Origin of the sequence: Haemophilus sp. HN_Hi10 (genome assembly GCF_049821985.1) — a bacterium.
Lineage (GTDB): Bacteria > Pseudomonadota > Gammaproteobacteria > Enterobacterales > Pasteurellaceae > Haemophilus > Haemophilus influenzae_D.
Window position 1 is genome coordinate 1,198,620 of sequence record NZ_CP187495.1, and the last position, 26,528, is coordinate 1,225,147.

Annotated in this window: 22 protein-coding genes, 1 tRNA gene and 1 pseudogene; 11 read left to right on the plus strand and 13 right to left on the minus strand. The window is 38.9% G+C overall.

The window, feature by feature from the left end; all coding sequences use genetic code 11:
* The first annotated feature begins 5 nt into the window (after positions 1-5).
* Together ACPT8Q_RS05905 and ilvN are read left to right on the plus strand one after the other, a co-directional pair.
* Positions 6-1,727 (plus strand): acetolactate synthase 3 large subunit, encoded by a 1,722-nt coding sequence (locus ACPT8Q_RS05905; RefSeq protein WP_050949119.1) that lies wholly within the window; start codon positions 6-8, stop codon positions 1,725-1,727.
* Positions 1,727-2,218 (plus strand): acetolactate synthase small subunit, encoded by a 492-nt coding sequence (gene ilvN, locus ACPT8Q_RS05910; RefSeq protein ID WP_005691276.1) that lies wholly within the window; start codon positions 1,727-1,729, stop codon positions 2,216-2,218. The genes ACPT8Q_RS05905 and ilvN overlap by 1 nt, the downstream gene beginning before the upstream one ends.
* Before the next feature lie 284 nt (positions 2,219-2,502).
* Here the strand turns inward: ilvN and argS are convergent, their stop codons facing one another.
* A complete protein-coding gene (argS, locus tag ACPT8Q_RS05915; RefSeq protein ID WP_050949120.1) occupies positions 2,503-4,236 on the minus strand; it encodes an arginine--tRNA ligase in 1,734 nt (577 codons plus the stop codon).
* A gap of 79 nt (positions 4,237-4,315) precedes the next feature.
* On the opposite strand from argS, the gene ACPT8Q_RS05920 reads away from it, so the two are divergent.
* The 3 genes and pseudogenes from ACPT8Q_RS05920 to ACPT8Q_RS05930 all read left to right on the plus strand — a co-directional run bounded on the left by ACPT8Q_RS05920 (position 4,316) and on the right by ACPT8Q_RS05930 (position 5,672).
* Positions 4,316-4,885 (plus strand): VOC family protein, encoded by a 570-nt coding sequence (locus ACPT8Q_RS05920; RefSeq protein WP_050845831.1) that lies wholly within the window; start codon positions 4,316-4,318, stop codon positions 4,883-4,885.
* A gap of 5 nt (positions 4,886-4,890) precedes the next feature.
* Positions 4,891-5,185 (plus strand): annotated as a pseudogene (locus tag ACPT8Q_RS05925) (hypothetical protein).
* A gap of 22 nt (positions 5,186-5,207) precedes the next feature.
* Positions 5,208-5,672 (plus strand): glycine zipper 2TM domain-containing protein, encoded by a 465-nt coding sequence (locus tag ACPT8Q_RS05930; protein ID WP_011272483.1) that lies wholly within the window; start codon positions 5,208-5,210, stop codon positions 5,670-5,672.
* A 173-nt stretch (positions 5,673-5,845) separates the two neighbouring features.
* On the opposite strand, the gene pgi is transcribed toward ACPT8Q_RS05930, so the two are convergent.
* From pgi to pyk, 4 genes are all read right to left on the minus strand, one after another.
* On the minus strand, positions 5,846-7,495 hold the full coding sequence (gene pgi, locus ACPT8Q_RS05935) for a glucose-6-phosphate isomerase (protein WP_050949121.1): 1,650 nt from the start codon (positions 7,493-7,495) through the stop codon (positions 5,846-5,848).
* Between the two features lie 96 nt (positions 7,496-7,591).
* Positions 7,592-8,674 carry an alanine racemase gene (alr, locus tag ACPT8Q_RS05940; RefSeq protein ID WP_050949122.1) on the minus strand — a complete coding sequence of 361 codons (1,083 nt, stop codon included), beginning with the start codon at positions 8,672-8,674 and terminating at the stop codon, positions 7,592-7,594.
* A 9-nt stretch (positions 8,675-8,683) separates the two neighbouring features.
* A complete protein-coding gene (locus ACPT8Q_RS05945; RefSeq protein WP_258172536.1) occupies positions 8,684-10,099 on the minus strand; it encodes a replicative DNA helicase in 1,416 nt (471 codons plus the stop codon).
* Positions 10,100-10,228: 129 nt separating this feature from the next.
* A complete protein-coding gene (gene pyk / locus ACPT8Q_RS05950; RefSeq protein WP_041175346.1) occupies positions 10,229-11,665 on the minus strand; it encodes a pyruvate kinase in 1,437 nt (478 codons plus the stop codon).
* A 228-nt stretch (positions 11,666-11,893) separates the two neighbouring features.
* Between pyk and ACPT8Q_RS05955 the strand changes: the two genes are divergently transcribed.
* A tRNA-Val gene (locus tag ACPT8Q_RS05955) sits at positions 11,894-11,970 on the plus strand.
* A gap of 66 nt (positions 11,971-12,036) precedes the next feature.
* Here the strand turns inward: ACPT8Q_RS05955 and ACPT8Q_RS05960 are convergent.
* The 3 genes from ACPT8Q_RS05960 to ACPT8Q_RS05970 all read right to left on the minus strand — a co-directional run bounded on the left by ACPT8Q_RS05960 (position 12,037) and on the right by ACPT8Q_RS05970 (position 18,683).
* Positions 12,037-15,216: a type I restriction endonuclease subunit R gene (locus tag ACPT8Q_RS05960; protein WP_061671219.1), complete on the minus strand. Its 3,180-nt coding sequence runs from the start codon at positions 15,214-15,216 to the stop codon at positions 12,037-12,039.
* Between the two features lie 541 nt (positions 15,217-15,757).
* The gene (locus ACPT8Q_RS05965; RefSeq protein WP_050949126.1) at positions 15,758-17,044 is read right to left on the minus strand and encodes a restriction endonuclease subunit S; all 1,287 of its coding nucleotides are present in this window, start codon (positions 17,042-17,044) and stop codon (positions 15,758-15,760) included.
* Positions 17,037-18,683, minus strand: a complete 1,647-nt coding sequence (locus tag ACPT8Q_RS05970; RefSeq protein ID WP_105882830.1) for a type I restriction-modification system subunit M — start codon at positions 18,681-18,683, stop codon at positions 17,037-17,039. Before ACPT8Q_RS05970 ends, ACPT8Q_RS05965 begins: the two co-directional genes overlap by 8 nt.
* A gap of 189 nt (positions 18,684-18,872) precedes the next feature.
* Between ACPT8Q_RS05970 and rbfA the strand changes: the two genes are divergently transcribed.
* From rbfA to tyrA, 3 genes are all read left to right on the plus strand, one after another.
* On the plus strand, positions 18,873-19,259 hold the full coding sequence (gene rbfA, locus ACPT8Q_RS05975) for a 30S ribosome-binding factor RbfA (RefSeq protein WP_005628626.1): 387 nt from the start codon (positions 18,873-18,875) through the stop codon (positions 19,257-19,259).
* Positions 19,259-20,179: a tRNA pseudouridine(55) synthase TruB gene (gene truB / locus ACPT8Q_RS05980; RefSeq protein ID WP_061671218.1), complete on the plus strand. Its 921-nt coding sequence runs from the start codon at positions 19,259-19,261 to the stop codon at positions 20,177-20,179. Before rbfA ends, truB begins: the two co-directional genes overlap by 1 nt.
* Before the next feature lie 88 nt (positions 20,180-20,267).
* Positions 20,268-21,392 carry a bifunctional chorismate mutase/prephenate dehydrogenase gene (gene tyrA, locus ACPT8Q_RS05985; protein WP_061671217.1) on the plus strand — a complete coding sequence of 375 codons (1,125 nt, stop codon included), beginning with the start codon at positions 20,268-20,270 and terminating at the stop codon, positions 21,390-21,392.
* A gap of 34 nt (positions 21,393-21,426) precedes the next feature.
* On the opposite strand, the gene queF is transcribed toward tyrA, so the two are convergent.
* From queF to ACPT8Q_RS06010, 5 genes are all read right to left on the minus strand, one after another.
* Positions 21,427-22,266, minus strand: coding sequence for an NADPH-dependent 7-cyano-7-deazaguanine reductase QueF (gene queF, locus ACPT8Q_RS05990; protein WP_061671216.1), 840 nt, complete (start codon positions 22,264-22,266; stop codon positions 21,427-21,429).
* A gap of 126 nt (positions 22,267-22,392) precedes the next feature.
* On the minus strand, positions 22,393-23,178 hold the full coding sequence (locus ACPT8Q_RS05995; RefSeq protein WP_061671215.1) for a Zn-ribbon-containing protein: 786 nt from the start codon (positions 23,176-23,178) through the stop codon (positions 22,393-22,395).
* Positions 23,169-23,549 carry a SufE family protein gene (locus ACPT8Q_RS06000; RefSeq protein WP_061671214.1) on the minus strand — a complete coding sequence of 127 codons (381 nt, stop codon included), beginning with the start codon at positions 23,547-23,549 and terminating at the stop codon, positions 23,169-23,171. The genes ACPT8Q_RS05995 and ACPT8Q_RS06000 overlap by 10 nt, the downstream gene beginning before the upstream one ends.
* Entirely contained in the window at positions 23,546-24,745 is a 1,200-nt protein-coding gene (locus ACPT8Q_RS06005; RefSeq protein WP_061671213.1) for a cysteine desulfurase, read from the minus strand. Before ACPT8Q_RS06005 ends, ACPT8Q_RS06000 begins: the two co-directional genes overlap by 4 nt.
* The gene (locus tag ACPT8Q_RS06010; RefSeq protein WP_061671212.1) at positions 24,735-25,229 is read right to left on the minus strand and encodes a thermonuclease family protein; all 495 of its coding nucleotides are present in this window, start codon (positions 25,227-25,229) and stop codon (positions 24,735-24,737) included. Before ACPT8Q_RS06010 ends, ACPT8Q_RS06005 begins: the two co-directional genes overlap by 11 nt.
* Before the next feature lie 115 nt (positions 25,230-25,344).
* Between ACPT8Q_RS06010 and ACPT8Q_RS06015 the strand changes: the two genes are divergently transcribed.
* Together ACPT8Q_RS06015 and ACPT8Q_RS06020 are read left to right on the plus strand one after the other, a co-directional pair.
* Positions 25,345-25,767, plus strand: a complete 423-nt coding sequence (locus ACPT8Q_RS06015) for a CidA/LrgA family protein (RefSeq protein ID WP_021035280.1) — start codon at positions 25,345-25,347, stop codon at positions 25,765-25,767.
* 17 nt (positions 25,768-25,784) lie between these two features.
* The gene (locus ACPT8Q_RS06020) at positions 25,785-26,480 is read left to right on the plus strand and encodes a CidB/LrgB family autolysis modulator (RefSeq protein ID WP_061671211.1); all 696 of its coding nucleotides are present in this window, start codon (positions 25,785-25,787) and stop codon (positions 26,478-26,480) included.
* The last annotated feature ends 48 nt before the right edge of the window (positions 26,481-26,528 follow it).

Below are 26,528 nucleotides of genomic sequence, written 5' to 3' on the forward strand. Positions count from 1 at the left end.
AAAAGATGAAGAAGTTATCTGGCGCAGAGATGGTGGTTCAATCTTTACGTGATGAAGGCGTAGAGTACGTATTTGGTTATCCTGGTGGGGCGGTATTAGATATTTATGATGCAATTCATACGCTAGGTGGCATTGAACATATTTTAGTTCGTCACGAACAAGCTGCGGTGCATATGGCGGATGGTTATGCACGTTCAACAGGTAAAGTTGGATGTGTGTTAGTGACTTCAGGACCAGGAGCAACAAATGCAATCACTGGAATTTTAACGGCTTACACCGATTCTGTGCCTATGGTTATTATTTCGGGTCAGGTTATGAGTAATTTAATTGGCAGTGATGCTTTCCAAGAATGCGATATGCTAGGTATTTCTCGTCCCGTTGTGAAGCATAGCTTTATTGTAAAAAAGGCGGAAGATATTCCATCTACTTTGAAAAAAGCCTTTTATATTGCGTCTACAGGTCGCCCTGGCCCTGTTGTTGTGGATATTCCAAAAGACACTGTAAATCCTAATTTTAAATATCCTTATGAATACCCAGAATCTGTCGAGTTACGCTCTTATAATCCCACAGTAAATGGGCACAAAGGCCAAATTAAAAAAGCGTTAAAAGCACTTTTAGTGGCGAAGAAACCGATACTTTTTGTCGGTGGTGGCGCAATCACTGCTGAATGTAGTGAGCAGTTAATTCAGTTTGCACAACGCTTAAATTTGCCAGTGACTTCATCGTTAATGGGATTAGGGGTTTATCCAAGTACAGATAAACAATTCTTAGGTATGTTGGGTATGCACGGTACTTTAGAAGCTAATACGGCAATGCACGAAAGTGATCTTATTTTGGGGATTGGCGTTCGTTTTGATGATCGAACAACAAATAATTTAGAAAAATATTGCCCAAATGCAAAAGTGATTCATATTGATATTGATCCAACCTCGATTTCTAAAAATGTGCCAGCCGCGATTCCAATTGTCGGAAATGCGAAAAATGTATTGGAAGAATTTTTTAGTTTATTGAATGAGGAGGGATTGAAATCTCAAACGGATCTTGAAAGTTGGTGGCAAGAAATCAACCAATGGAAAGCAAAAAAATGTTTGGAATTTGACCGCACTTCTGGTGTGATTAAACCACAACAAGTAATAGAAGCCGTATATCGCCTCACGAAAGGACAAGCCTATGTCGCTTCTGATGTAGGTCAGCACCAAATGTTTGCTGCGTTACATTATCCATTTGATGAACCTCGTCATTGGATTAATTCTGGCGGTGCTGGCACAATGGGTTTTGGTTTTCCTGCGGCACTAGGTGTGAAATTAGCTCATCCTGAAGGAACTGTTGTTTGTGTTACTGGTGATGGCAGTATTCAAATGAATATTCAAGAGCTTTCTACCGCAACCCAATATGGCATTCCAGTTGTTATTATTTGTTTGAATAATCATTTCTTGGGAATGGTAAAACAATGGCAAGACTTGATTTATTCTGGTCGTCATTCACAAACCTATATGAATTCCTTGCCTGATTTTGTGAAATTGGCTGAATCTTACGGTCACGTAGGAATAAAAATTGCTACCCCCGATGAACTTGAAAGCAAATTGCAAGAAGCATTCAGTATTAAAAATAAATTAGTCTTTGTAGATATTAATGTAGATGAATCTGAACACGTTTATCCAATGCAAATTCGTGGTGGCGCAATGAATGAAATGATTTTAAGTAAACCTCAAGAGGAGACAAACTAATGCGTAGAATTTTATCTGTTTTACTCGAAAATGAATCGGGAGCATTATCGCGTGTTGTTGGTTTATTCTCTCAACGTGCCTTTAATATTGAAAGTTTGACGGTGGCGCCAACGGATGATCCAACGCTTTCTCGAATGACTATTGAAGCAGTGGGCGATACTCAAGCATTGGAGCAAATTGAAAAACAACTTCATAAATTAGTGGATGTGTTCAAAGTGGTTAATTTAAGTGAACAGGAACATATAGAACGAGAAATTGTTTTAGCGAAAGTAAGAGCAGTGGGGTCATCTCGCGATGAAATTAAACGATTAGCCGATATTTTCCGCGGTCAAATTGTAGATGTCACACCAAAGTCTTACACAATTCAATTAAGCGGTACAAATGATAAAGTTGATGCGTTTATTTCTGCATTGAAAGAAGAAACCACATTGTTAGAAATTGTTCGTTCTGGCTTGATTAGTGTATCTCGTGGAGAAAAGAATATTCTTTAAAGTAGGGGCGTAAAGTGCGGAAATATTTTAATAGAATTTTACCGCACTTTATTATAAATACATTTGTTTTTTATAAAAAAATCGTGACCAAGTTCACAAATCTAAAAATATGTATTTGCATAACTGATAGGATTTCTTTATTCTGAACCCACTAAAAACAAGTGCTATCCTAAATAGCCGACATCTATTTTGCTTTCCGAGTAGTGCCCCATTGGGGCACTTTTTTTATTCAGTAAACAAGCATAAAAAATCCCTTTCGTAGGAAAGGGATTTAATTATCGAAATTACATTTTTTCTACGGTTTTAATACCGAGTAACGCTAAACCTTGTTTCAAGGTTTTTTCCGTTAATAATGCTAATTTCAAACGACTTAATTTTACGGCCTCATCTTCAGCATTTAAAATTGGGCAATGTTCATAGAATGATGAGAAGATGCCTGCAAGTTCGTATAAATAAGCACAAAGCACGTGTGGTGTGCCTTCTTTTCCGACAGTTTGCACGGCTTCTTCAAATTGTAGAAGTTTGATTGCAAGCGTTCTTTCTTTATCATCTTTAATAGTTAAAGGTGCAGCCAAAAGTGCGGTCGAATTTATCTCTGTTTTATTAAAGATCGAACGAATACGGGTGTAAGCATATTGCATATAAGGCGCAGTGTTGCCTTCGAAACTTAACATATTATCCCAATCAAAAACATAATCCGTGGTGCGGTTTTTGGATAGATCTGCATATTTTACCGATCCAATACCAATAGCCTCAATCACAGCTTGTTTTTCATCATTAGATAAATTGGTATTTTTTTCATTAATTAATACAGTGGCGCGTTCGATGGCTTCATCTAATAGATCGGCTAATTTTACTGTGCCGCCAGTACGAGTTTTAAATGGTTTGCCATCTTTACCAAGCATCATCCCAAAGTTTTTATGCTCTAACGAGAAACTGTCTGGTACATAACCTGCTTTACGAGTAATTAGCCAAGCTTGTTGCATATGTTGGCTTTGGCGAGTATCTGAAAAAACAAGTGCGCGATTAGCTTTTAATGTTTCATAACGATATTTTGCTGCAGCAATATCGGTTGTAGTGTAAAGGAAACCGCCGTCTTTTTTCTGAACGATCACGCCCATTGGGTCGCCATCTTTATTTTTAAATTCATCTAAATAAACAACCAATGCACCATCATTTTCTACAGCTAAACCTTGTTTTTTAAGATCTTCTACAATGCTTGGTAACATAGGATTATAAAGACTTTCGCCCATTACATCTTTTTCGGTTAAAGTCACGTTTAAGCGAGCATAGTTGTGCTGATTTTGTTGCATAGTAATATCGACTAAACGTTTCCACATCGCTCGACAATATTCATTTCCACCTTGTAATTTCACGACATAATTACGTGCTTTTTCAGCGAATATTTCATCTTCATCGTAGTGTTTTTTGGCTTCGCGATAAAAGGCTTCAAGATCTTGCAATTCCATTTCACTGGCGTGTTCGTTTTGCATTTTTTCAAGATAAGCAATAAGCATTCCGAATTGCGTTCCCCAGTCGCCTACGTGGTTAGCGCGGATGACATTGTGACCTAAAAACTCAAGGGTTCTGGCTACAGCATCGCCGATTATCGTAGAGCGTAAATGACCTACGTGCATTTCTTTTGCTACGTTTGGAGATGAATAATCAATCACAACTGTTTGTTTATTGGTAGCTTGAATACCTAAATTTTTGTGGGAAAGTGCAGCTGAAATTTCAGTTGTTAGCCAAGTTGGATTTACGAAAATATTGATAAAACCTGGGCCTGCGATTTCTAATTTTTCTGCAATATCAGATAGTTGAAGATTATCTAAAACTTTTTGAGCAAATTCTCGTGGATTTAAACCTAATTTTTTTGCTGTAGCCATAATACCGTTGGCTTGATAATCGCCAAATTGTGGTTTGCCTGATTGACGAACAAGCGCATCACAAGATTGATCAGCACCTGCAATAACCATTGCTTGTTTAATTTTATCGGATAGAATAGATTGAATATTCACGTTTTTTCCTATGTTCAAATTGAATAATAAAAATAATCGGTTATGATACCGTTCTTTGTATATTTCTCAAAGGGACAAAATGACAAATTTACAGGAAAATTTGACCGCACTTTCAGCAGATTTAGCAACGTTTGAAAGAAAAATTCAGCATTTAGCCAAAGAAATGACAATAGATCTGTCTCACTATGAAATCGATCATCTTGCATTACGGGTAAATAGTGAGCAAAGTGCTAAAAATTGGCTGATACTTTTATTAAAGTGCGGTAGAATTTTATCTGATAATATTGTTAATGGTCGTAAGATTTATCTTATTGAATTAGAAAAACCAGTTAAATTTGCCAATCAATTTGTGGATATTATTGAACTTCCACTTCCTAAAAATAAAAAATATCCAATTGAAGGTTGGGAACATATTGAGATTGTAGTGCCATTTTTACCGAATGAATCGATAAATGAATGGATTGACCGTGTTAATATGTATTTTTTATGGGACAAATTAACTCACTTAACCATTAAAGTGAGCGAGCCTAAGGTGGATGGGGAAAGATTACCAAATCCATCTATTGCAGTAAGTTTTACGGATAAAACAGTAAATCATACTTGCATTAAGGTTCATCCTTATTCTATTAAAAAAATACTTGAGGTTTAGTAAAAATGAATAAATTATCACTTGCATTCGTTGTTTTAGCAACAGTAGGCTTGAGTGCTTGTTCTTCTTTTCAAAAAGATGAAAATGCTTAAAGGTCAAATCGTTTTTAGCCAAATGGAAGGCGAAAATCTTAAATTAACTATTCGTAAAAATGATTGTTCTGGTAACCAGCAGAAAGGAGAGGAAGTTATTATTGTGCATAAGTATGATTCAACTCTTGCTATTGGGGCTTGTGTGATGGTGTCTAATAATAGCCAAGTAAAGAATATTTCATCATTTTCGCCAAGAAATCCATTTTAATTCTTAAATTAAGGATATAGATATGAAAAAGAAAACACTAGCATTAGCTATCTTAACTATTTTTAGTGTGGCTGGATGTACGAATACAGATATTTTTAGTGGCGATGTGTATAGTGCATCTCAAGCAAAGGAAGCTCGTTCAATTACTTATGGTACGATTGTTTCTGTGCGTCCTGTTAAGATCCAAGCTGATAATCAAGGCGTAATTGGTACTCTTGGTGGCGGTGCGTTAGGTGGTATTGCGGGTAGTGCAATTGGCGGTGGTCGTGGTCAAGTTATCGCAGCAGTAGTTGGTGCGATTGGTGGTGCAGTAGCTGGAAGCAAAATCGAAGAGAAAGTAAGTCAAGTAAACGGTGCTGAACTTGTAATTAAAAAAGATGATGGTCAAGAGATCGTTGTTGTTCAAAAGGCTGACAGCAGTTTTGTAGCTGGTCGCCGAGTTCGTATTGTTGGTGGCGGCTCGAACTTAAATGTTTCTGTGCTATAACTAATAGCATTAAAGTCTAATATGATTAATCAGTGCCTTAACTTAGTAAGGCACTGATTTTTTATAATTAAACTCATTTAAAATATATATTTATCGTTTATCTAAGATAAATTTAAAGGACTAAATTAGAATTTAGTCCTTAGATAAACTTGGAATTATTCAAATCTAAATAATTAACGCCATACTTTAAATTGATTAATTAATCCATTTGTTGAACTATCGTGGCTTACGACTTTTTCAGAATCTGTTAATTCAGGAAGAATTCTGTTTGCAAGTTGTTTGCCTAGTTCGACACCCCATTGATCGAAGCTAAAGATATTAAAAATCACACCTTGTACGAAGATTTTGTGTTCATACATGGCAATTAATGCGCCCAAAGTAAATGGCGTGATTTTTTGAATAAGAATTGAATTAGTCGGTTTATTACCCGTAAATATTTTAAATGGAATGATATTTTTTACATCATCTAAAGATTTACCCGCTTTTATAAATTCAGCCTCGACTTCCTCTTTTGTTTTTCCGAATGCTAATGCTTCTGTTTGTGCAAAGAAGTTTGAAAGCAATTTATTGTGATGATCCGCCAATGGATTGTGGGTTTGGGCTGGTGCGATAAAATCACAAGGAATTAAAGTGGTGCCTTGATGAATTAATTGATAGAACGCGTGTTGTCCATTTGTACCTGGTTCTCCCCAAATAATCGGGCCCGTTTGGTAATTGTTAATGACATTGCCATCACGATCCACATATTTACCATTTGATTCCATATTACCTTGTTGGAAATAAGCCGCAAAGCGATGTAAATATTGATCATAAGGTAAGATTGCTTCTGTTTGGGCTCCAAGGAAATTGGTATTCCATAAACCAACTAAGGCTAAAGTAGTTGGAATATTTTTTTCGATTGGAGCAGAGCGGAAATGTTTATCCATTTCATGTGCGCCACTTAATAACGCTTCAAAGTTTTCAAAGCCAATGGATAGTGCAATTGAAAGACCAATAGCTGACCATAAAGAGTAACGACCGCCAACCCAATCCCAAAATTCAAACATGTTATTTGTATCAATACCAAATTTTTCTACATCTTTAGCATTGGTTGATAATGCTGCAAAATGTTTTGCAACCTCATTTTCATCTTTCGCTGCTTTCAGTAACCAATCACGTGCACTTTGCGCATTTGTCATGGTTTCTTGAGTTGTAAAGGTTTTCGATGCCACTAAGAAAAGAGTTGTTTCTGGATTGACTTTTTTTAAGGTTTCTGCGATGTGTGTACCATCCACATTTGAAACAAAGTGCATATTTAAGTGATTTTTATACGGGCGAAGTGCTTCAGTTACCATATAAGGACCTAAATCAGAGCCACCAATACCAATATTCACAACATCAGTAATCGCTTTGCCTGTATAGCCTTTCCATTCACCAGAAATAATACGCAGACAGAAATCTTTCATTTTAGCTAGCACAGCATTGACTTCAGGCATGACATCTTTGCCATCAACAAGCACTGGAGTATTAGAACGATTGCGAAGTGCGGTATGTAGTACAGCTCGATTTTCAGTACGATTGATTTTTTTACCGGTAAACATTGCTTCTTTTGCGCTATCAAGAGAGCATTCTTGAGCAAGTTGGCGAAGATGTGAAAGGGTTGTTTGATTGATGTTGTTTTTGGAAAAATCTACAAGAATTTGGTTATTGAATGTTAAAGAATAATTGTCAAAACGATTTTTTTCTTGTTTAAATAAATCTAGGATGGTGGTGTTTGACAATTCAGCTTTATGTGCTTCGAGAGATTTCCACGCATGGGTGTGAGTCGGGTTAATGTTTTTCATGGTATTTCCTTTCATTAAAAATAATCAAAATTTTAACCGCACTTTCTAGGATTTTTATTAGGGAGAATGACTCCCTCTGTTCAAAAAATGCAGTGATTAATCAACATATTCAGTTATAACACGCGGCGTTAATTTTGTAATTAGCTCGTAGCTTAAAATGCCTGTGAATTTAGCTACGGTTTCAATAGGTAATTCCTTACCCCATAGAATTACTTCATCGCCTACCAAATCTTGGCTCTCTGCGCCTAAATCAACAGTGAGCATATCCATTGACACACGTCCAACAATTGGTACAAGACGGCCATTTAAATAGACAGGCGTACCTTCAGGCACATCGCGCGGATAACCATCGCCATAACCCATTGCGACCACGCCAATTTTTGTATCTCGTGGGCTTGTCCAAATACCGCCATAACCTACAGGATCGCCTTGTTTATGATGGCGAATGGCAATTAATGACGAGGTTAAATTCATTACAGGCGTTAAGCCAAACTCTTTACCGATAGTATCAGTTGGAGAAATGCCGTACATAATAATGCCCGGGCGGATACATTCTAAGTGAGATTTTGGCCAGAAAAGAATGCCGCCTGACGCCGCAATAGTACGCTCACCTTGCTTATCTTTTGTAGCGGATAAAAAACGATTGATTTGAAGTTGGGTGTAATCTGATTCTAGTTCATCGGCACGGCTGAAATGGCTGACAAAGCCTAAGTGCGGTTGAATTTGAGGGAGTTTTTTGAGTTCTTGATAAAAATAATCCACTTCATCAAGAGCAACGCCCAAGCGATGCATGCCCGTATCTATTTTTAACCAAACCTTAATTGGACTTGGTAAATTTGAATGTTTTAAAGCTTCAAGCTGTTCGTGATTATGCACCACGGTTTCAATATTATTAACGGCTAGAATAGGCAAATCTTGTTCATTGAAAAAGCCTTCAAGCAATAAAATCGGTTTAGTGATGCCGTTTGAGCGTAATGCCAAAGCCTCTTCTAAACGAGCCACGCCAAAGCAATCGACGCTTTGTTCTAAGGTTGAAGCAACGAATACAACGCCGTGACCATAAGCGTTTGCTTTAACCACAGCAATAATTTTGCTATTTGGTGCTTTTTGTTTAATTATTTCTAAATTGTGTTTTAAGGCGTGCGAACTGATTTTCGCTGTCGCCGGTTTTACGTTCATTATTTTTCCTTAATAATCATCTCGATATTCACGTTGTTCAGCGAGATTGTCGAAGCGTGAAAATTGTCCATTAAATTTTAACCGCACTCGACCAATTGGACCGTTACGCTGCTTACCAATAATAATTTCTGCAACACCTTTATCTTCCGAGTTATCGTTATAGACTTCATCTCGGTAAATAAACATAATTAAGTCAGCATCTTGTTCAATGGAGCCTGATTCACGTAAATCTGAGTTTACAGGGCGTTTGTCCGCGCGTTGTTCTAAAGTACGATTTAACTGAGAAAGGGCGACTACTGGCACTTGTAATTCTTTGGCTAGCGCTTTGAGGGAGCGAGAAATTTCTGCGATTTCTAGTGTTCGGTTATCTGAGAATGCAGGTGCACGCATTAGTTGCAAATAATCCACCATAATCATACTTAATCCACCATTTTCACGATAAACTCGGCGTGCGCGGGAACGAACGTCTGTAGGGGTTAAACCTGAAGAATCATCGATAAAAAGATTATTTTTTTGCTTAAACATTCCCACTACGCTAGCAATTTTGTTCCACTCAATCTCATCTAAATTTTGACCTGTTCGGATTTTAGTTTGATCAACGCGAGCAAGGGAAGCGATCATACGCATCATAATTTGTTCTGCGGGCATTTCTAAACTAAATACTAAAACAGGTTTTTCACTTGCCATTGCCGCATTTTCGCAAAGGTTCATGGCAAAAGTGGTTTTACCCATTGATGGACGTGCCGCAACGATAATTAAGTCAGAAGGCTGTAAACCTGCCGTTTTTTTATCAAGATCAGTGAAACCGGTTGTAATGCCCGTTACGCCTGAATGATTTTCAAGTTTGCTCAAAATATCGATTTTTTCAATGGTACTTTCTAGCACATTGATCACATTCTGCGGGCCTTCGCTAGAAGTTGTTCGTTTTTCTGCAATCGCAAATACTTCACGTTCCGCTTCATCAAGAATTAATTTGATGTCTTGCCCTTTGGGAGAATAGCTATTTTCAGCAATACGATTTCCTACCGAAATAAGTTCTCGTAATATGGCTTTCTCACGCACAATATCCGCATAAGCCAAAATATTAATGGCGTTCGGAGTATTATTGGAAAGCTCTGCTAGATAGGCAAATCCACCTACTTCATCGCTTACTCCACGGCTTCTTAAGGCTTGATCTAGCGTAATTAAATCAATAGGCGATTGATTACGCATCAGATGTTCCATTTCTGTAAAAATTAGACGATGCTGAAAAGTATAAAAATCGTCAGCAATCACACGTTCAGCAATACTATCCCAATGTTGATTGCTCAGCATGATGCCACCCAATACAGCTTGTTCAGCTTCAATTGAGTGCGGGGGAATACTTACTTGTGCCGTTTTTTTGTCAGAAGATTTGATTTGAGGTTGTGATGCCATAGGACTTATTTCGATACTAGAATGTCGCCTATAATACCGCAAATATCTATTGGGTTTAAGTGAAAAGTGCGGTAAAAAAAGGAAATAAAAAACGGTGGAAAATCCACCGCTCTTTATTTAAAGTATTCAGATTATTGATTATTCAACAATTAATGTGCGACAAACGTTAGTTTCTGTCGCACCTTGTCCACCCTGCGTTAGAAGCACTAAATCGCCTGCAGATAAATAACCTTTTTCTTTTAATGATTGTAGTGCAGCTTTTGCACCAGCTTCAGTACGGCTATCTTCACCATAGAAAACAGGGGTTACACCGCGGTATAATGCACAAAGATTTAAGGTTTCTTGATGACGAGATAAAGCAAAGATTGGTAAACCAGAGCTAATACGTGACATCAATAATGGTGTATGACCTGTGCTAGTTAAAGTAACGATTGCTGCAACACCTTTCATATGGTTTGCTGCATACATTGCAGACATAGCAACAGATTCTTCAATGGCTTCAAATTCTTTATCCATACGGTGACGAGAAACATTAATGCTTGGCATTTTTTCTGCCCCTAAACATACGCCCGCCATTGCCACTACTGTTTCAGAAGGATACTGACCTGCTGCTGTTTCAGCAGAAAGCATAACCGCATCAGTACCATCTAATACTGCGTTTGCAACGTCCATCACTTCAGCACGAGTTGGCATTGGGTTGCTAATCATTGATTCCATCATTTGAGTTGCTGTAATTACTGCACGATTTAATTGACGTGAACGACGGATTAATTTTTTCTGCACGCCAACTAATTCAGGATCGCCAATTTCCACACCTAAATCACCACGAGCAACCATAATTACATCAGATGCTAAAATAATATCGTCCATTGCCTCATCATTAGCAACAGTTTCTGCACGTTCAACTTTAGCAACGATTTTTGCATTTAAACCAGCTTGTTGAGCAAGTTCACGCGCATAATTTAGGTCAGCACTTGAACGAGGGAAAGAAACAGCTAAGAAATCAACGCCAATGCGTGCAGCGGTAATAATGTCTGCTTTATCTTTTTCTGTTAATGCATCTGCAGATAAACCGCCACCTAATTTGTTGATACCTTTATTATTTGATAATGGACCGCCAACAGTGACTTCGGTGAAAACTTTTGCACCATCAGTTGATAATACTTTTAATTGAACACGACCATCATCTAATAAAAGAATATCGCCTGGTACAACATCTTGTGGAAGCGTTTTATAGTCTAAACCAACAGATTCTTGTGTACCTTCGCCTTTTGGCAATTCCGCATCAAGAATGAATTTATCGCCAACTCTTAAGAAAATTTTACCGTCTTTAAAGGTAGAAACACGAATTTTAGGACCTTGTAAATCACCTAAGATTGCCACGGTTTTACCTAATTTTTTCGCGATAGAACGTACACGTTCTGCTCGTTCGATATGATCTTCAGGTGTACCGTGAGAGAAGTTCATACGAACTACGTTTGCGCCCGCTGCGATAATTTTTTCAAGATTGTTATCACGGTCAGTTGATGGGCCCATAGTACATACAATCTTCGTTCTTCTTAGTCTTCTAGACATTATTTACTCCGTCAATAATTACAAAATTTTAAAGGTATTATTTTATTTCGCTACATCTTAGCCAGATAAAAAATCGGTGCAGATTATACGCTTAAAAATTTGGGAAATCAAAAACAGCCCTGTTAGTTAAGGCAAGACTGTTTACTTTTTTGCCAGTTATATCGAGTTTTAAGAAAAATACTTGTTTTCAGATTAAAAATATCTATAATTCCAAACACTTTATACAGTGCGACTATAGCTCAGTTGGTTAGAGCACCACCTTGACATGGTGGGGGTCACTGGTTCGAGTCCAGCTAGTCGCACCAAATTTATTCTTCTTTATTCCCCAATCTTCAGAGAAAAATATAATAAAAACAATATCTTATATAATTTTACATGCTTAAATCCCCCGCAATTTCTTCCGCTTGTTTAATCACATAAGTTACCGCTTCTTCCTGTTTATCGGGTGGATATTTATATTTTTGTAAGGCACGTCGAACGAGTAATCGAATTCTTGCCCGCACCGCTTCTTTGTGTTGCCAATCAATACTGACTGAGCGGCGTAAAATATCGGTAATCTCTTTTGCTAGTTTAGAAAGCACTTCATCGTTCATCAATTCTTTGGCACTCTCATTTTGAGAAAGGGCATCGTAAAACGCTAATTCTGCCGTGCTTAAACCGAGTTTTTCGCCCCGCGATAAGCGTTCGGAGAAATCCCGCCCCATCTGCACAAGTGCATCAAGAATTTCCACCACGCTCAAATTGTGATTGTGATATTGCGTGAGGGCTTCTTGCAAACGTTGCTCAAAATCTTTTTGTGCGGTCAGATTTCTGCTGGCTTTGGCTTTAATTTCCTGCTTTAAATAACGCTCCATCGCTAACACCCACAGGCTTTTGGTCTCGCTGTTTTTGATCGCTTGCAAAAATTCGTCGGAAAGCAAATTAATCTGCGTTTGTTCTTTGCCTAACAAATCAAATAAATCAATGGTACCTTCAGATACAATACTTTGATTGATTAAGGCTTTAAGCTGAATTAGGCGTTCCGTTGTCCCCTTTCCGTTTTGTTCACGTTTGGCAAGCACTGCACGCACAGCATCATAAAAAGCCACTTCTTGACTATATGGTTCGATTTCAGGTAATGCCCCACATAAAGCGTAACCTTTTTTCAAGCTTCCTGCCGTTTTCAAAAAGGCTTTTTTACGTGGCTCAATATCATCTGCATTATGCCAATGTTGATCGTATGCTTTGCCTTCGTTTAGTAATTGATCCAGCGTAGCAATATGGTTTGCTGCTGTCGCAATGGCTTTTAGCAATAATGCAGGTTCTCGTTCAGAAATTGCCATCTGAACATCAAATGCTTCGCCTTCAATTGGTGTCGCAAACAAAGTTCGGATAAATTCAAGCTGTTCTTTTATTTTAAAGAACACGCTTTGCACATCTTCCGCTAATTGCCCTTTGCCAGTAGAGTTGGTGTATTGCTGTGTGGCTGCTCGTAATTCTTCTGCCAAACCAACATAATCCACGATTAGCCCACCGTTTTCGCGACTTTTGTTAGCGAATACACGATTTACTCGTGCGATGGCTTGCATTAGGTTATGCCCCTTCATTGGCTTATCAAGATACATAGTGTTACAGCACGGTGCGTCAAAGCCTGTCAACCACATATCACGCACAATCACCACTTTCAGCGGATCGGTAGGATCTTTGAAACGGCGTTCTAATGTTTGCTTTTCCTGCTTACTGTAAATATGTTTTTGCATTTCAGGCGTATCGCTTGCTGAACCTGTCATTACAATTTTAATCTCACCCTCATTGATATTATTCGAATGCCATTCAGGGTGCAGAGCGATGATCTGATTATACAAATCCACGCAAATTTGACGGCTGGAAACAACAATCATCGCCTTGCCGTCTTGTTGCTGATTGCGTTTTGCAAAATGTTGCACAAAATCGACCGCTAAATCGTGCAATCGTGCTTCTGAGCCGAGTAATTTTTCTCGCAAGCGTAATTTCGGGTTTTCTTCGCCTTCCAGCAGTTCATCAATTTCTGCAAATAATTCATCGTGATTAGCATTCTCCGCTAGCTTGATTTGGCGAGCTTCGTAAATAATCGGCACGGTTGCACCATCTTCCACCGCATCTTGCAAATCGTAAATAGATACATACTGACCGAAAACATCTTGTGTATCGCGATCTTCAAGGCTAATTGGCGTACCTGTAAAACCAATAAACGAGGCATTAGGCAGTGCATCACGTAAATGACGGGCGTAGCCTGCTTGGAATTTGCCGTTATGTAGTTTTTGGGTAAAACCGTATTGGCTGCGGTGTGCTTCATCACTGATCACAATAATATTGCTGCGTTCATTTAACACAGGGAAGCGGTTTTCCTCCTCATTTAGGGCGAATTTTTGAATGGTAGTAAAAAACACGCCACCGACTTCATTTTGTGCGAGCAGTTGGCGTAGTTGTTCTCGGTCTTCTACTTGTTGCGGCGTTTGTTTGATTAAATCTTTGCCTGAAGAAAAGGTTTGGAAAAGCTGACCGTCCAAATCGTTGCGGTCGGTAACTACCACAATCGTCGGATTTTTTAATTCAGGCTGTGTAAGCAATTTGCCAGCATAAAACAACATCGAAATCGATTTACCCGAACCCTGCGTATGCCACATCACACCAATGCGTTTATCGCCTTGCTCGCTTGTGGCAAAAATCGTGGATTCTACAGCTTCATTCACACCGTAATACTGATGATACGCCGCGATTTTCTTGATTAATGCTCCGTTAGAACCGCGTTCAAACAGCACAAAATAACGTACATAATCCAGCAGTTTTTGCGGTGTCATCAAGCCGTTTAATAGATTTTGCAATTCATCGCCAAAATCCAACCGCTTACTTTTTGCCTTTTCGTCCACGACTTTCCAAGGTGTAAAGCGTTGGAAATCTGCCGAAAGCGAGCCTAAACGTGCAGCAATGCCGTCTGAAATAATTAAGGCTTGGTTGTATACAAACAGCTCGGCAATTTCATCTTTATAGGTTTCAAACTGATTAAACGCCTGCAACAAATTTGCCGATTCACGCAGCGGATTTTTCAGCTCAAACACCACTAACGGCAGACCATTTACAAAGCCGATAATATCGGGAATCCGCTTGCCTCCTTTACGGCTGCGGATTTCCAGTTGATTGACGGCAACAAAGCGGTTATTCTCCCAATGCTCGAAATCCACCAAACGCGCCATCTCGATTTTTTGCTCATTTTGACCGAAGCTATTGGGAGCCTGATATTCAACTCGTACACCATCACGCAACAGCTTATAAAACGCCTGATTTCGCACCACCAAGTCGCCAATATCGCTTTTCGTCGCCGATTTGACCACAGAATCCACCGCACTTTCAGGCAGCTGCGGATTAAGCTTACGCACCGCCTCACGCAGTTGCTCAATAAAAACTACGCCGCTCAAATCGCCACGGGCAAACTCGCCCTCATGAACAGGCAAGTCTTTACCATAGCGATATTCCCAACCGAGTGATTGCAGGCGTTGAAGAGTGAGTTGTTCGATGTCGTTTTCGTTGAGCATATAGTGTTCCTTTTGTGTATTTGCTGTCTTTGGGGAGCTAATGGATTAATTTCTTCGTTTATTGATACTGCCAAATCTCCCCTACCCCTCTTTGCTAAAGAGGGGGATCTCTTGAGTAAATTGTCAGCAACTGGCTCATGGTTAATCTAAGAAAATTTCAATCTCTCATCACATGTTAAAGTAGAAAACCAAAATTTAAATTACCCTCGACCCATTCCCCTCTTTAGCAAAGAGGGGGATTCCTTGAGTAAATTGTCAGCAACTGGCTCATGGTTAATCTAAGAAAATTTCAATCTCTCATCACATATTAAAGTAGAAAGCCAAAATTTAAATTACCCTCGAGCCAATCCTCTCTTTAGCAAAGAGGGGGATTCCTTGAGTAAATTGTGAGCAACTGGTTCATTGCTAATCTAAGAAAATTTCAATTTCTCATCGCATATTAAAGTAGAAAGCCAAAATGCAAATTACCCTCGAACCAACCCCTCTTTAGCAAAGAGGGGGAGGGGAGATTTGGCAGAGGTGAAATCAACCTCGTGAGTAATTAAATTTCCCCATTCAATAATCTAAGCAATAATAAATCTCTTATTTCAGATAGCTTCTTATTTTCAATAGAGTTTGATAAGATCTTTTCAAAAATAGAAACAACTTTGTTTTGGAAAATATCAATAATTTCTTTTGATGGTGTAATTATCTCTATTTTAGAGAATGTGCTTGTGTTTAAATTTAAAGTTGCACTGCCACCACTTGCCAAATCTTTTAGATATTTCGTCATTGATGACTGTTTTAACGATAAATATAAAAATTCAGAGGTTTGTTCATCGTTTGGAATAATTGAATTAATTTGCTGGTTTGTATGAGATGGCTTAGATGTCATTGAAACCAATCCGACCGTAGCAATACAACTTACACAAATGCTTTTTGGTGGAATATATTTTTTAGATTGAGAATTTGCACCAGATAAACTCAAGTTATCTGTTGTTTGAGTAATAAATGCTTGATTATGCATATCTGGAATCTTAATAAATGGCACTTCATTACCATAATATTCTTTGTTGGATTTTGATGGTGTTTTCCCACAGATAATTTGACCTAAATCTGATAAGGCTTTCATCTCCCACCCCTTCGGCACTTCAACCCCATCAACTTCTACCATCTCACACGGAAACGCTTTGGCGGTTTCGGCTAATTCGGCGTAGCGGTCAGGCTGTGTTTGTGAAAGTGCGGTCAGTTCTTCGGGTGTTTTTCCGCTGATTGCCTGCATGGCTGCCAGTTCGGCTTGTTCAAGGCTAAGGCCGTCTGAAAGGGCTTGGACTTTGGCACGTACGGGATCGAAATCGATAAACCAACTTTTAAACAGCGCTTGGACGATTTGTTCTAAGGTTTGATTGATTTGGGTATTGAGTTGGATTTTTTGGTCAAGATTTCCTAAGATGTTGGCAATTTCTTTTTCTTTATCAATTCCCAAATCTGAAATTAAAATGCTTGATAAATGGTTTCGATTTAATGTAGGAACACCGGTTCCTACATTAAAACTTGTGAAATCAATACTTTTTAATAAGTAATAAATAAATCTGGGATAATGTCCTTTGAAATCTTTTACATATAATGTTGTATTTAAAGGGAAAAAATCTTTTTCAATATATTGTCCACCACCAATACTTCCGCTTCTTCCAATTACAACTCCAGGTGCTTTAACTTTAATTTCATTGTGATAACCAGCAATCCCTGTTGAAGCAACAACGGGAACACTTCCTGAAATTCTTTTGTTACTTGGTAAATCAAATCCACGCTGTAAAGTTATAAATTCATTTAATGGAATTTTACTCATACCCCAATCTCCCTAAATTCTTCTTAATCTCCGCTTCCAATTCCGCACTTTTCGCAAATTGCTCCTTCAAAAGAGCGGTCAGATTTTGCATTTTTTCTGCAAATGGTACGCCGTCGTCTTCTTGTTCTGCGGTGCCGACGTAGCGCCCCGGTGTGAGGACGAAATCGTTGTCTTTAATTTCTTCTAAAGTAGCGGATTTGCAGAAAGCGGCTTGGTCTTCATAGCCTGCTGATTGTTGCCAAGCGTGGAGGATGTTGGCAATTTTGGCGATGTCGTCAGCGGTGAAATCACGCAATACGCGGTCTTTCATATAGCCGATTTGGCGGGCGTCGATAAATAACACTTCGCCTTGACGCTTTTTGTTGCGGTTTAAAAACCAAATACAGGCGGGGATTTGGGTGTTGGTGAAGAGCTGGCCGGGCAGGGCAACCATACATTCCACCAAGTCGGCATTGATGATGGCTTTGCGGATTTCGCCTTCGTTGTTGGTTTGGCTGCTCATTGAGCCATTGGCAAGCAACAATGCCATTTTGCCGTTGGGCGAGAGGTGGTAAATCATGTGTTGTAGCCAAGCGAAGTTGGCATTGCCTTTGGGCGGTGTGCCGTATGCCCAACGTGGATCATCGGCAAGAGATTCGCTCCACCAATCGCTGATATTAAATGGTGGGTTTGCCATAATGAAATCCATCTTTTTGTCGATGTGTTGTGGCTGCGTAAAGCTGTCGGCGTTGTGTTTGCCGAAGTCGTAATCAATGCCGCGAATCGCCATATTCATTGCAGCGAGTTTCCAAGTGGTGGGGTTGAATTCTTGCCCGTAGATGGACACGTTGTTGATGTTGCCTTGATGGGCGGTGATAAAGCGTTCGGTTTGCACGAAAAAACCGCCACTGCCCATGGCTGGGTCATACACTCGTCCTGAATAGGGTTCGAGCATTTCGACAATCAAGGAAACAATGGATTTCGGCGTGAAATATTGCCCACCTCGTTTGCCTTCTGCTTGGGCAAAGCGACCGAGGAAGTATTCGTAAACGTGACCGAGAATGTCTTTTGCACCTAAATGCACGGGCTCGCCGTTGTAAGTCGGACGGGTAAAATTAGTATCGGAGAAGAGGATAATCAGCCCGCGCAGGGTGTCTTCGTTTACGGCATAGCCGCTGATGCGTTGGAGGACGCCTTTGAGTTTTTCGTTATCTTTTTCAATAGCATCAAAGGCATCATCAATCAGTTTGGCGACGCCTGAGAATTTTCCACCCCAAGGCAATTCTGCCCCAGTGTTGAGAATAGAGACTTCTTGTAAGGCTTGCCAACGTGCAGAAGCTGGCACCCAAAATACGTTATCCGCGGTGTAATAATCACGGTTTTCTAGTTCAGCGGTTAAGGCTTCTTGATACTCTTCTTCAGTATCAAAAAAAGTGCGGTCAAGATAGAATTGGTTTCCAGGTGTGGGGAGTCCCGCCTGAATTTTTTCCTGTTGATGGGTGAAATTATCAGAAATGTATTTTAAAAAGATAAGACCAAGAACGATATGTTTATAGTTCGCGGCATCAAGTTGTTGGCGGAGCTTATCGGCAGATGCCCAAAGTTTTTCATCTAATTCATTTAAAAATGCTTGTTGTAATGTGTGATTTTCATCGACAATCTTGGTCGCCTTGTCTCGCTTGCATAAATTATGCCCTCAGTAAAGTGATTTTTATCGGAAGTTTGAATATTCAAACAAATTATCAGGTGTCATTTTATCGAAAAACAGTATCAGGTTGAAAGGGATTTTTGCGTGCTAAATCCAATGATTTCCAGTAGAATGGGGCGATTTTATAAATAAGGAATAACTATGGCAAGAGAATTTAAACGTAGCGATCGCGTCGCTCAAGAAATACAAAAAGAAATAGCAGTCATTTTACAACGCGAAGTGAAAGATCCCCGTATTGGGATGGTGACGGTTTCTGATGTGGAAGTGTCGAGTGATTTATCTTACGCAAAAATCTTCGTGACTTTTTTATTCGATCACGATGAAACGGCAATTGAGCAAGGCATGAAAGGCTTAGAAAAAGCATCGCCTTATATTCGTTCGCTGCTAGGCAAAGCGATGCGTTTACGTATCGTGCCAGAGATTCGTTTTATTTACGATCAATCCTTAGTGGAAGGGATGCGTATGTCAAATCTTGTGACAAATGTTGTGCGTGAAGATGAGAAAAAACATGTTGAGGAAAGCAACTAATGTCTAGACCTCGTAAACGCTGGCGTGATGTTGATGGAGTGTTTTTGTTGGATAAACCACAAGGCATGTCATCAAATGACATTATGCAAAAGGTAAAGCGTTTATTTCAAGCGAACAAAGCTGGGCATACTGGTGCGCTCGATCCGTTGGCTACGGGAATGTTGCCGATTTGCTTGGGCGAAGCAACTAAGTTTTCACAATTTTTGCTTGATGCAGATAAGCGTTATCTTGTTACGGCAAAATTAGGCGAGCGTACTGATACTTCCGATGCGGAAGGGCAAGTGGTGGAAACTCGAGAAGTTAATGTTAAAACTCAGCAAATTTTGACCGCACTTGAACAATTTCGTGGTGATATTTTGCAAGTGCCGACAATGTTTTCTGCGCTAAAACATAACGGTAAACCGCTTTATGAATATGCACGACAAGGTATGACAGTTGAGCGTGAGGCGCGTCCAATAACGATTTTTGAACTTAATTTTATTGAATATCACGCACCTTATTTAACCTTAGAAGTGCATTGTTCAAAAGGCACTTATATTCGCTCCTTAGTAGATGATTTGGGTGAAGTGCTAGGTTGTGGCGCGCATGTGACAACGTTACGTCGTACAGCCGTAGCGGATTACCCCGTAGCAGAAATGATGCCAATCGATGAGTTACAACTGCTCGCTGAAAGTTTTCCATTAAGTGAATTAGATCGTCTATTACTGCCAACTGATACCGCTGTAAGTAAATTGCCCACTTTGCATTTAGATGCAGAGCAGAGTAAAGCCATTGGTTTTGGTCAGCGAGTGAAATTTGCTAACGAACAGCAATTAAGCGGTCAAGTGCGGTTATTTTCAGCGGAGAATTTATTCTTAGGCGTGGCATTAATCGACAGGAATATTATTCGCCCACAACGGTTAATAACACAATCTGCATAACTTCATTGCCTTTCCTGTAAAATTCTAGTAATCTCCCTGTAATTAATTTTTTACAAAATGTGTAAACTAAATATTGCAGGTGAGTTTTATGGAAGCCCTTAAAGATTTACGTTCTGAAATTGATTCGCTTGATCGCGAACTTATCCAACTTTTTGCTAAACGTCTTGAGTTGGTTTCTGAAGTCGGTAAAGTTAAACATCAACACGGATTACCTATTTATGCGCCAGAGCGTGAAATAGCAATGCTCCAAGCGCGTCGTTTAGAGGCTGAAAAAGCAGGCATTTCAGCAGATCTGATTGAAGATGTTCTACGCCGTTTTATGCGCGAATCCTATGCCAATGAAAACCAATTTGGCTTTAAAACCATCAATCCTGATATTCAAAAAATTGTTATTGTGGGCGGTTATGGTAAATTAGGTGGCTTATTTGCCCGCTATTTACGTGCATCTGGCTATCCAATTTCTATTTTAGATCGCGAAGATTGGACGGTGGCTGAAAGTATTTTAACGAATGCTGATGTCGTGATCGTTTCCGTTCCCATCAATATTACTTTGGAAACGATTGAGCGACTAAAACCTTATTTAACAGAAAATATGTTGCTTGCAGATTTAACTTCCGTTAAGCGTGAACCGCTAGCGAAAATGCTTGAAATTCATACTGGTGCTGTTTTAGGTTTACATCCAATGTTTGGTGCAGACATTGCAAGTATGGCAAAACAAGTGGTTGTGCGTTGTGATGGCCGTTTCCCCGAACGTTACGAATGGTTACTTGAGCAAATTCAAATTTGGGGCGCAAAAATTTATCAAACCGATGCCACAGAACACGATCACAATATGACTTATATACAAGCCTTGCGCCATTTTTCAACTTTCGCAAATGGTTTACATCTTTCCAAACAGCCCGTTAATCTTGCTAATTTATTGTCGCTTTCTTCCCCTATTTATCGCTTAGAACTTGCGATGATAGGTCGTTTATTTGCGCAAGATGCTGCGCTTTATGCTGATATTATTATGGATAAACCAGAAAATTTAGCAGTAATTGAAACGCTAAAACAAACTTACGACGAAGCCTTAGCTTTCTTTGAAAATAATGATCGTCAAGGTTTTATTGATGCTTTCCACAAGGTGCATGACTGGTTTGGCGATTATTCCGAACAATTCTTAAAAGAAAGCCGTCAGTTATTACAACAGGCAAATGATTTGAAGCAAGGGTAGGGAAAGTGCGGTGAAATTTCACCGCAATTTTCTTTTACTGTCTCGCCAATCTTAAATTTTCAGGTAAATTCTCAAAATTAGAACGGAACGGGTTGATGTCTAATCCGCCACGACGAGTATAGCGTGCGTAAACGGTGAGTTTTTCTGGTTTTGCGTAGTGCATTAAATCACAAAAAATACGTTCGACACATTGTTCGTGGAATTCATTGTGTTGGCGGAACGATACAACGTAACGTAATAGTTTTTCGTGATCGATTTTGTTACCAACATAGTGAATATGCAAGGTTCCCCAGTCTGGTTGATTGGTAATGAGGCAGTTGGATTTTAGCAAATGGCTGACTAATTTTTCTTCGACAATTTCGTCAGATACGCAATCTTTCAGCCAATCAGCGTTAAATTCGTAGCTGGTTATTTCAATATCTTGTTCATCAATGCAATCGCCTTGTAAATGATCAATTTTTTGAGAATCATAAACTGCCACTGGATTTAACCGCACTTTTACATCGCCTTGCGCACATTCGCTTAAATCGCCTTGCATAGTTTGTTGAACGGCGTTGAAGTCGGCAAATTTGCTTTGGTTGAAGCTATTTAAATAAAGTTTAAAACTTTTTGACTCAATCAAATTTTGGCTTTGGTAATCCAGATAAATGTCTGCGATAGCCACTTGTGGCAAGCCTTTTTCATTGAGCCAAGAGATTTCATAAGCCGTCCAAATATCGGCACCAATGGTAAAAGGCTGGTTTTGGGTAATGCCCAATCCATCGCGATTTAACGCGCGTGGCACAGGCTGTAATAAAGTGCGGTCATATTGAGAGGCGTATTCCGTTTTTTGACCGAGTTTTAAGGATTTTAAGCTGTTGTCTTGGTAATTCATTTATTTTTCCTTTATATGTTAAAAAATAATTTTGCCTTCCCCTGCTTGCGGGGGAAGGTGGCGCGAAGCGTCGGAAGGGGGATAAGACTTTATCATTCCAACAGAGAGTTGAGGCATCGACTTAAATTACAAAAAATTCCACGATAGATTCGAAACTAATCGACAGGTATCGCATTTAAAATGAAAGGTATCAAAAATCGCGTTTTTTAATGCCCAATTTGCACCACAAGAAGGGCAGCAACGGGATTTTTCAGATTCTAAAGATTGCCCACCTACACGATATAAATAATAGTAAGTCGGTATGCCGGTTTCTTTTTCTATTTCTTGAGCTAAATATCGTCCGTGTTTTGAAAGCGTGCTTTGATGATCCGAAATTTCTGCCAAAGATTGTTGTTCTAATACCGCACCATTCATTTGTAGTTGATCGCAGGCTTGCCAATTTTCTTGCCATTTAATGAGATCTTGGCTTAAGTGCGGTTGATTTTTTAGTTGTTTATACAACGGTATTGGTGCGAAATTTTCTCCGCTGTGAATTGGCGAGCAACTTTGTAAATGGGTTGTATAAAGCACTTGCCAAGCTGGCGATGCATTTTCTGCTGTTTGATCTGAATTGAAATCATCGCCCACAAGTTGAAAACCATCAAAAATTACACCGCACTTTTCTGCTTCTTGTAATGAGCGATTTACTTCTGCGTTATTATTTTGCGGGAAAAGACTATCTTGCTCAGGGCAAATGGCACGCATAGCAAAACCTTGTTCGCCATCTTCTTCCGCTAAATATAAAGGAATTTCACGTCCGATAATTTGCCCGTTATACCGCCATTGATCAATAACTGCATTAAGTAAACGGCTTTGTGATTCAATGTTATTTTCTAGTGCAGTTAGGCGAAAATAGGTCTCGATTAAATACATAAATTTTTTAATTGCTGTCCGATTTGGTTTAAGCCGTTTAAACGCGTTTCACTTAAACGTTGTGAAATGCCGAGTTCGCTAAAAAATACATTAATATCAAATGTATTCAATTCATCCGCTGTTTTACCATTGATTTGATTGAGTAAAATCCAAAGCAAGCCATTCATAATTCTGGCTTCGCTAAATCCGTTGAATTGAAAAGTGCGGTCATTTTTAGGCATAATTTGAAACCACATTTGTGCTTCGCAGCCAGTAATGGGTTGCATTTGAGCAAGTTCATCATCGCTTGGGCACGATAAATTTTTGCCAGCTTGAATAATCAGTCGATAGCGATCTTCCCAATTTTTAGCTTGTTTTAATTGTTCTATCATTGTAATAAATCCAGTGCTTTATCTAAAGCTGTAAAAAATGCCTCTACATCTTCCTGCGTATTATAAGGCGCAAAAGACAGGCGCAATGTGGTGCGTTCGCCTAAGCGGGCTAAATAAGGCTGGGCGCAATGTTCGCCCACACGAAGCGCAATATTTTGTTCGCTTAAAAGTGTAGAAAGATCAGAACAGTCAATGCCGTCAAATACAAAGCAAACGACGCTGCTTGGGTGAGGAGAATTGAATAATCGGCAATTCTCGTAAGATTTTAACCGCACTTTGACGGATTCAGACAAAGATATAGCGTTCTGTTCTGCTGCGGTAAAATCCCATTTTTGTAGCCAATTCAGTATGGCATTAAAGCCAATAACCCCAGCAATATTAGGTGTGCCAGCTTCTAAACGATAGGGCAATTCGGAAAAAGTAATTCGATCATTTGATACACGATCAACCATTTTTCCACCGAAAAAGAGCGGTTGAAGTTGAGAAAGTGCGGTCAATTTTCCTGTTAAAACGCCAAGCCCATTTGGGCCATAAATTTTATGGGCAGAAAATGCGAGGAAATCGGCATCTAAATCTTGTAAATCAATTTTAATATGACTAATCGCTTGTGCTGCATCCACTAAAACCAACGCATGACTATGTTTTCTAATAAGTTGAATCAGGCGTTTAATCGGCTGTTCTGTGCCAGTGACATTTGAAACAAAATTCAGCGCAACGAGTTTTGTTTTTTCAGAAAGGGCAGAAATAAGCGCATTTTCATCAATTAGCCAATTATCTAAAATCGGCAAAACTCGAATTTTTGCACCGCACTTTTTCGCCGTTTCGTGCCAAGTGACAAAATTGGCATGATGATCTGCTTGGCTAATCAGAATTTCATCTTCTGTGTTTAATTGCGGCAGCAATCCATTTGCCACTAAGTTTATTGCGTGAGTTGTACCCGAAGTCCAAATAACAGCACGTTTATCTTCTGCATTAATTAATTCTTTAACTTGTGTGCGAGCCTGTTCATATTGCGCAGTTTGGGCTGCATCATATTGACTACGATGCACTGAACCTGCAGAAGCATAAAATTCAGCGGTGCGATCAATTAACACTTGAGGTTTCAACGCGGTGGCGGCGTTATCTAAATAAACAACCGCATCTTCACGTTGGAAATAAGGAAATGCTTGACGGAAAGTTTGAACATCAAAAGCCATATTTATTTTTCTCCTGTCTGCGCCATTGACTTGGTTCAATTGGATTATTGTCCGCCCAAATACCAATTTGTTTGGCTTGTGCATTTTCTTGTGCTTGAAGATAAATCGGATCGTGAGAATATTGTTTATAAGCCCAAGCCATACCCTGTTTAACCATTTCTAAATTAATATTTTTATCTTGATAATAAACAATCGCCAATGTGCGTTTATAGCGATCTTTTCCTTTTTGCGCAAGGCGTACATTTTTTTGATAAACCAGATCAGACAAGGTTTTTTTCGATTTTTGCCCAAAGGCTTGGGATTTTTCTGGCGCGTCGATTTCGGCTAAACGAACTTTAATGGATTTATTACCTTTAGTGAGGCAAGTGAGCGTATCGCCATCACTAATTTTAACCACACGACAGGTATTTTTTTCGCGAGAACAAGTAGAAAGTGCGGTAAAAATAAGTAATAAACTCGTCAATAGTATTTTTCGATTTATCATTTGCAAAGTTTTTGATCTAAGTCTGGTTATTTTACCGAAAAAATGGCTCAAGTTAGCAAAAAAAAGCGTAAAATAATTTTGAAATATTATGAAAATAGTTGAAAAAAGGTTGTATATGATTCAAAAATTATTTTTATTAGTTCGTTCCTTGGTCATTTTATCCATTATGTTATATCTCGGAAATCTTATTGCTTATTACATTCCAGCTGGCGTTCCGGGAAGCATTTGGGGATTATTGCTACTCTTTTTAGGTTTAACAACACGAGTAATTCATTTAAATTGGATTTATTTAGGTGCAAGTTTGCTAATTCGTTTTATGGCGGTGCTTTTTGTGCCAGTGAGTGTGGGAATTATCAAATATTCTGATTTATTGAGAGAGCAAGTTAATATTTTGCTTGTTCCTAATATTGTGAGTACTTGTGTCACGTTACTTGTTATAGGATTTTTCGGTCATTATTTGTATCAGGCGCAATCTTTTACACATAAACGCAAAAAAGTAATGAAACGTAGAGAAAATCAAGTAAAACAAGCGAATTAGTATGTTAGGAAAGTTATATGCAGCAGTACATTATTTATTTTTATACATTTTTGACTATTTTTGGATTTTGGCTCGCACTACAAATTAGTAAACGTTGGAAGTCAATGATTTTTAATACTTTTGTTTTAACAGTATTAATTTTGGCGGTGATTTTAGTGATAGGTAAGATTCCTTACGATGATTATATGGCAGGAAATGCGCCTATTAATAATTTACTTGGCTTGAGTATCGTTGCTCTCGCATTGCCTCTTTATGAACAACTTCGTCAAATTGCCAAACAATGGAAAATTATTCTTTCAACGGTGGTTATAGCTTCTTTTTTAGCGATGTTAAGTGGTGGACTTTTAGCATTTCTTTTAGGCGCAACGCCCGAAATGATCGCAACAGTTTTACCTAAATCCATCACAACGCCTATTGCGATGGAGGTTTCTCGTCATTTAGGCGGCATTCCAGCCGTAACTGCAGTTGGTGTTGTGGTTGCAGGTTTGCAAGGATCGATATTTGGTTATCTTGTATTAAAAAAATTAGGTATTAAACATCAAGAAGCCATTGGGCTTTCTGTTGGTTCGGTTTCTCACGCACTTGGTACAGTAAGCTGTATGGAAACTAATCCAACTGCAGGCAGTTACAGTTCGATTTCTCTCGTGCTTTGTGGGATTATTAGTTCTATTCTTGCTCCATTTGTATTTAAGCTGATTTATTTCTTTGCTTAAATATCAATAAAAATTCAACCGCACTTTATTCATTCTAGATTTTGTTTG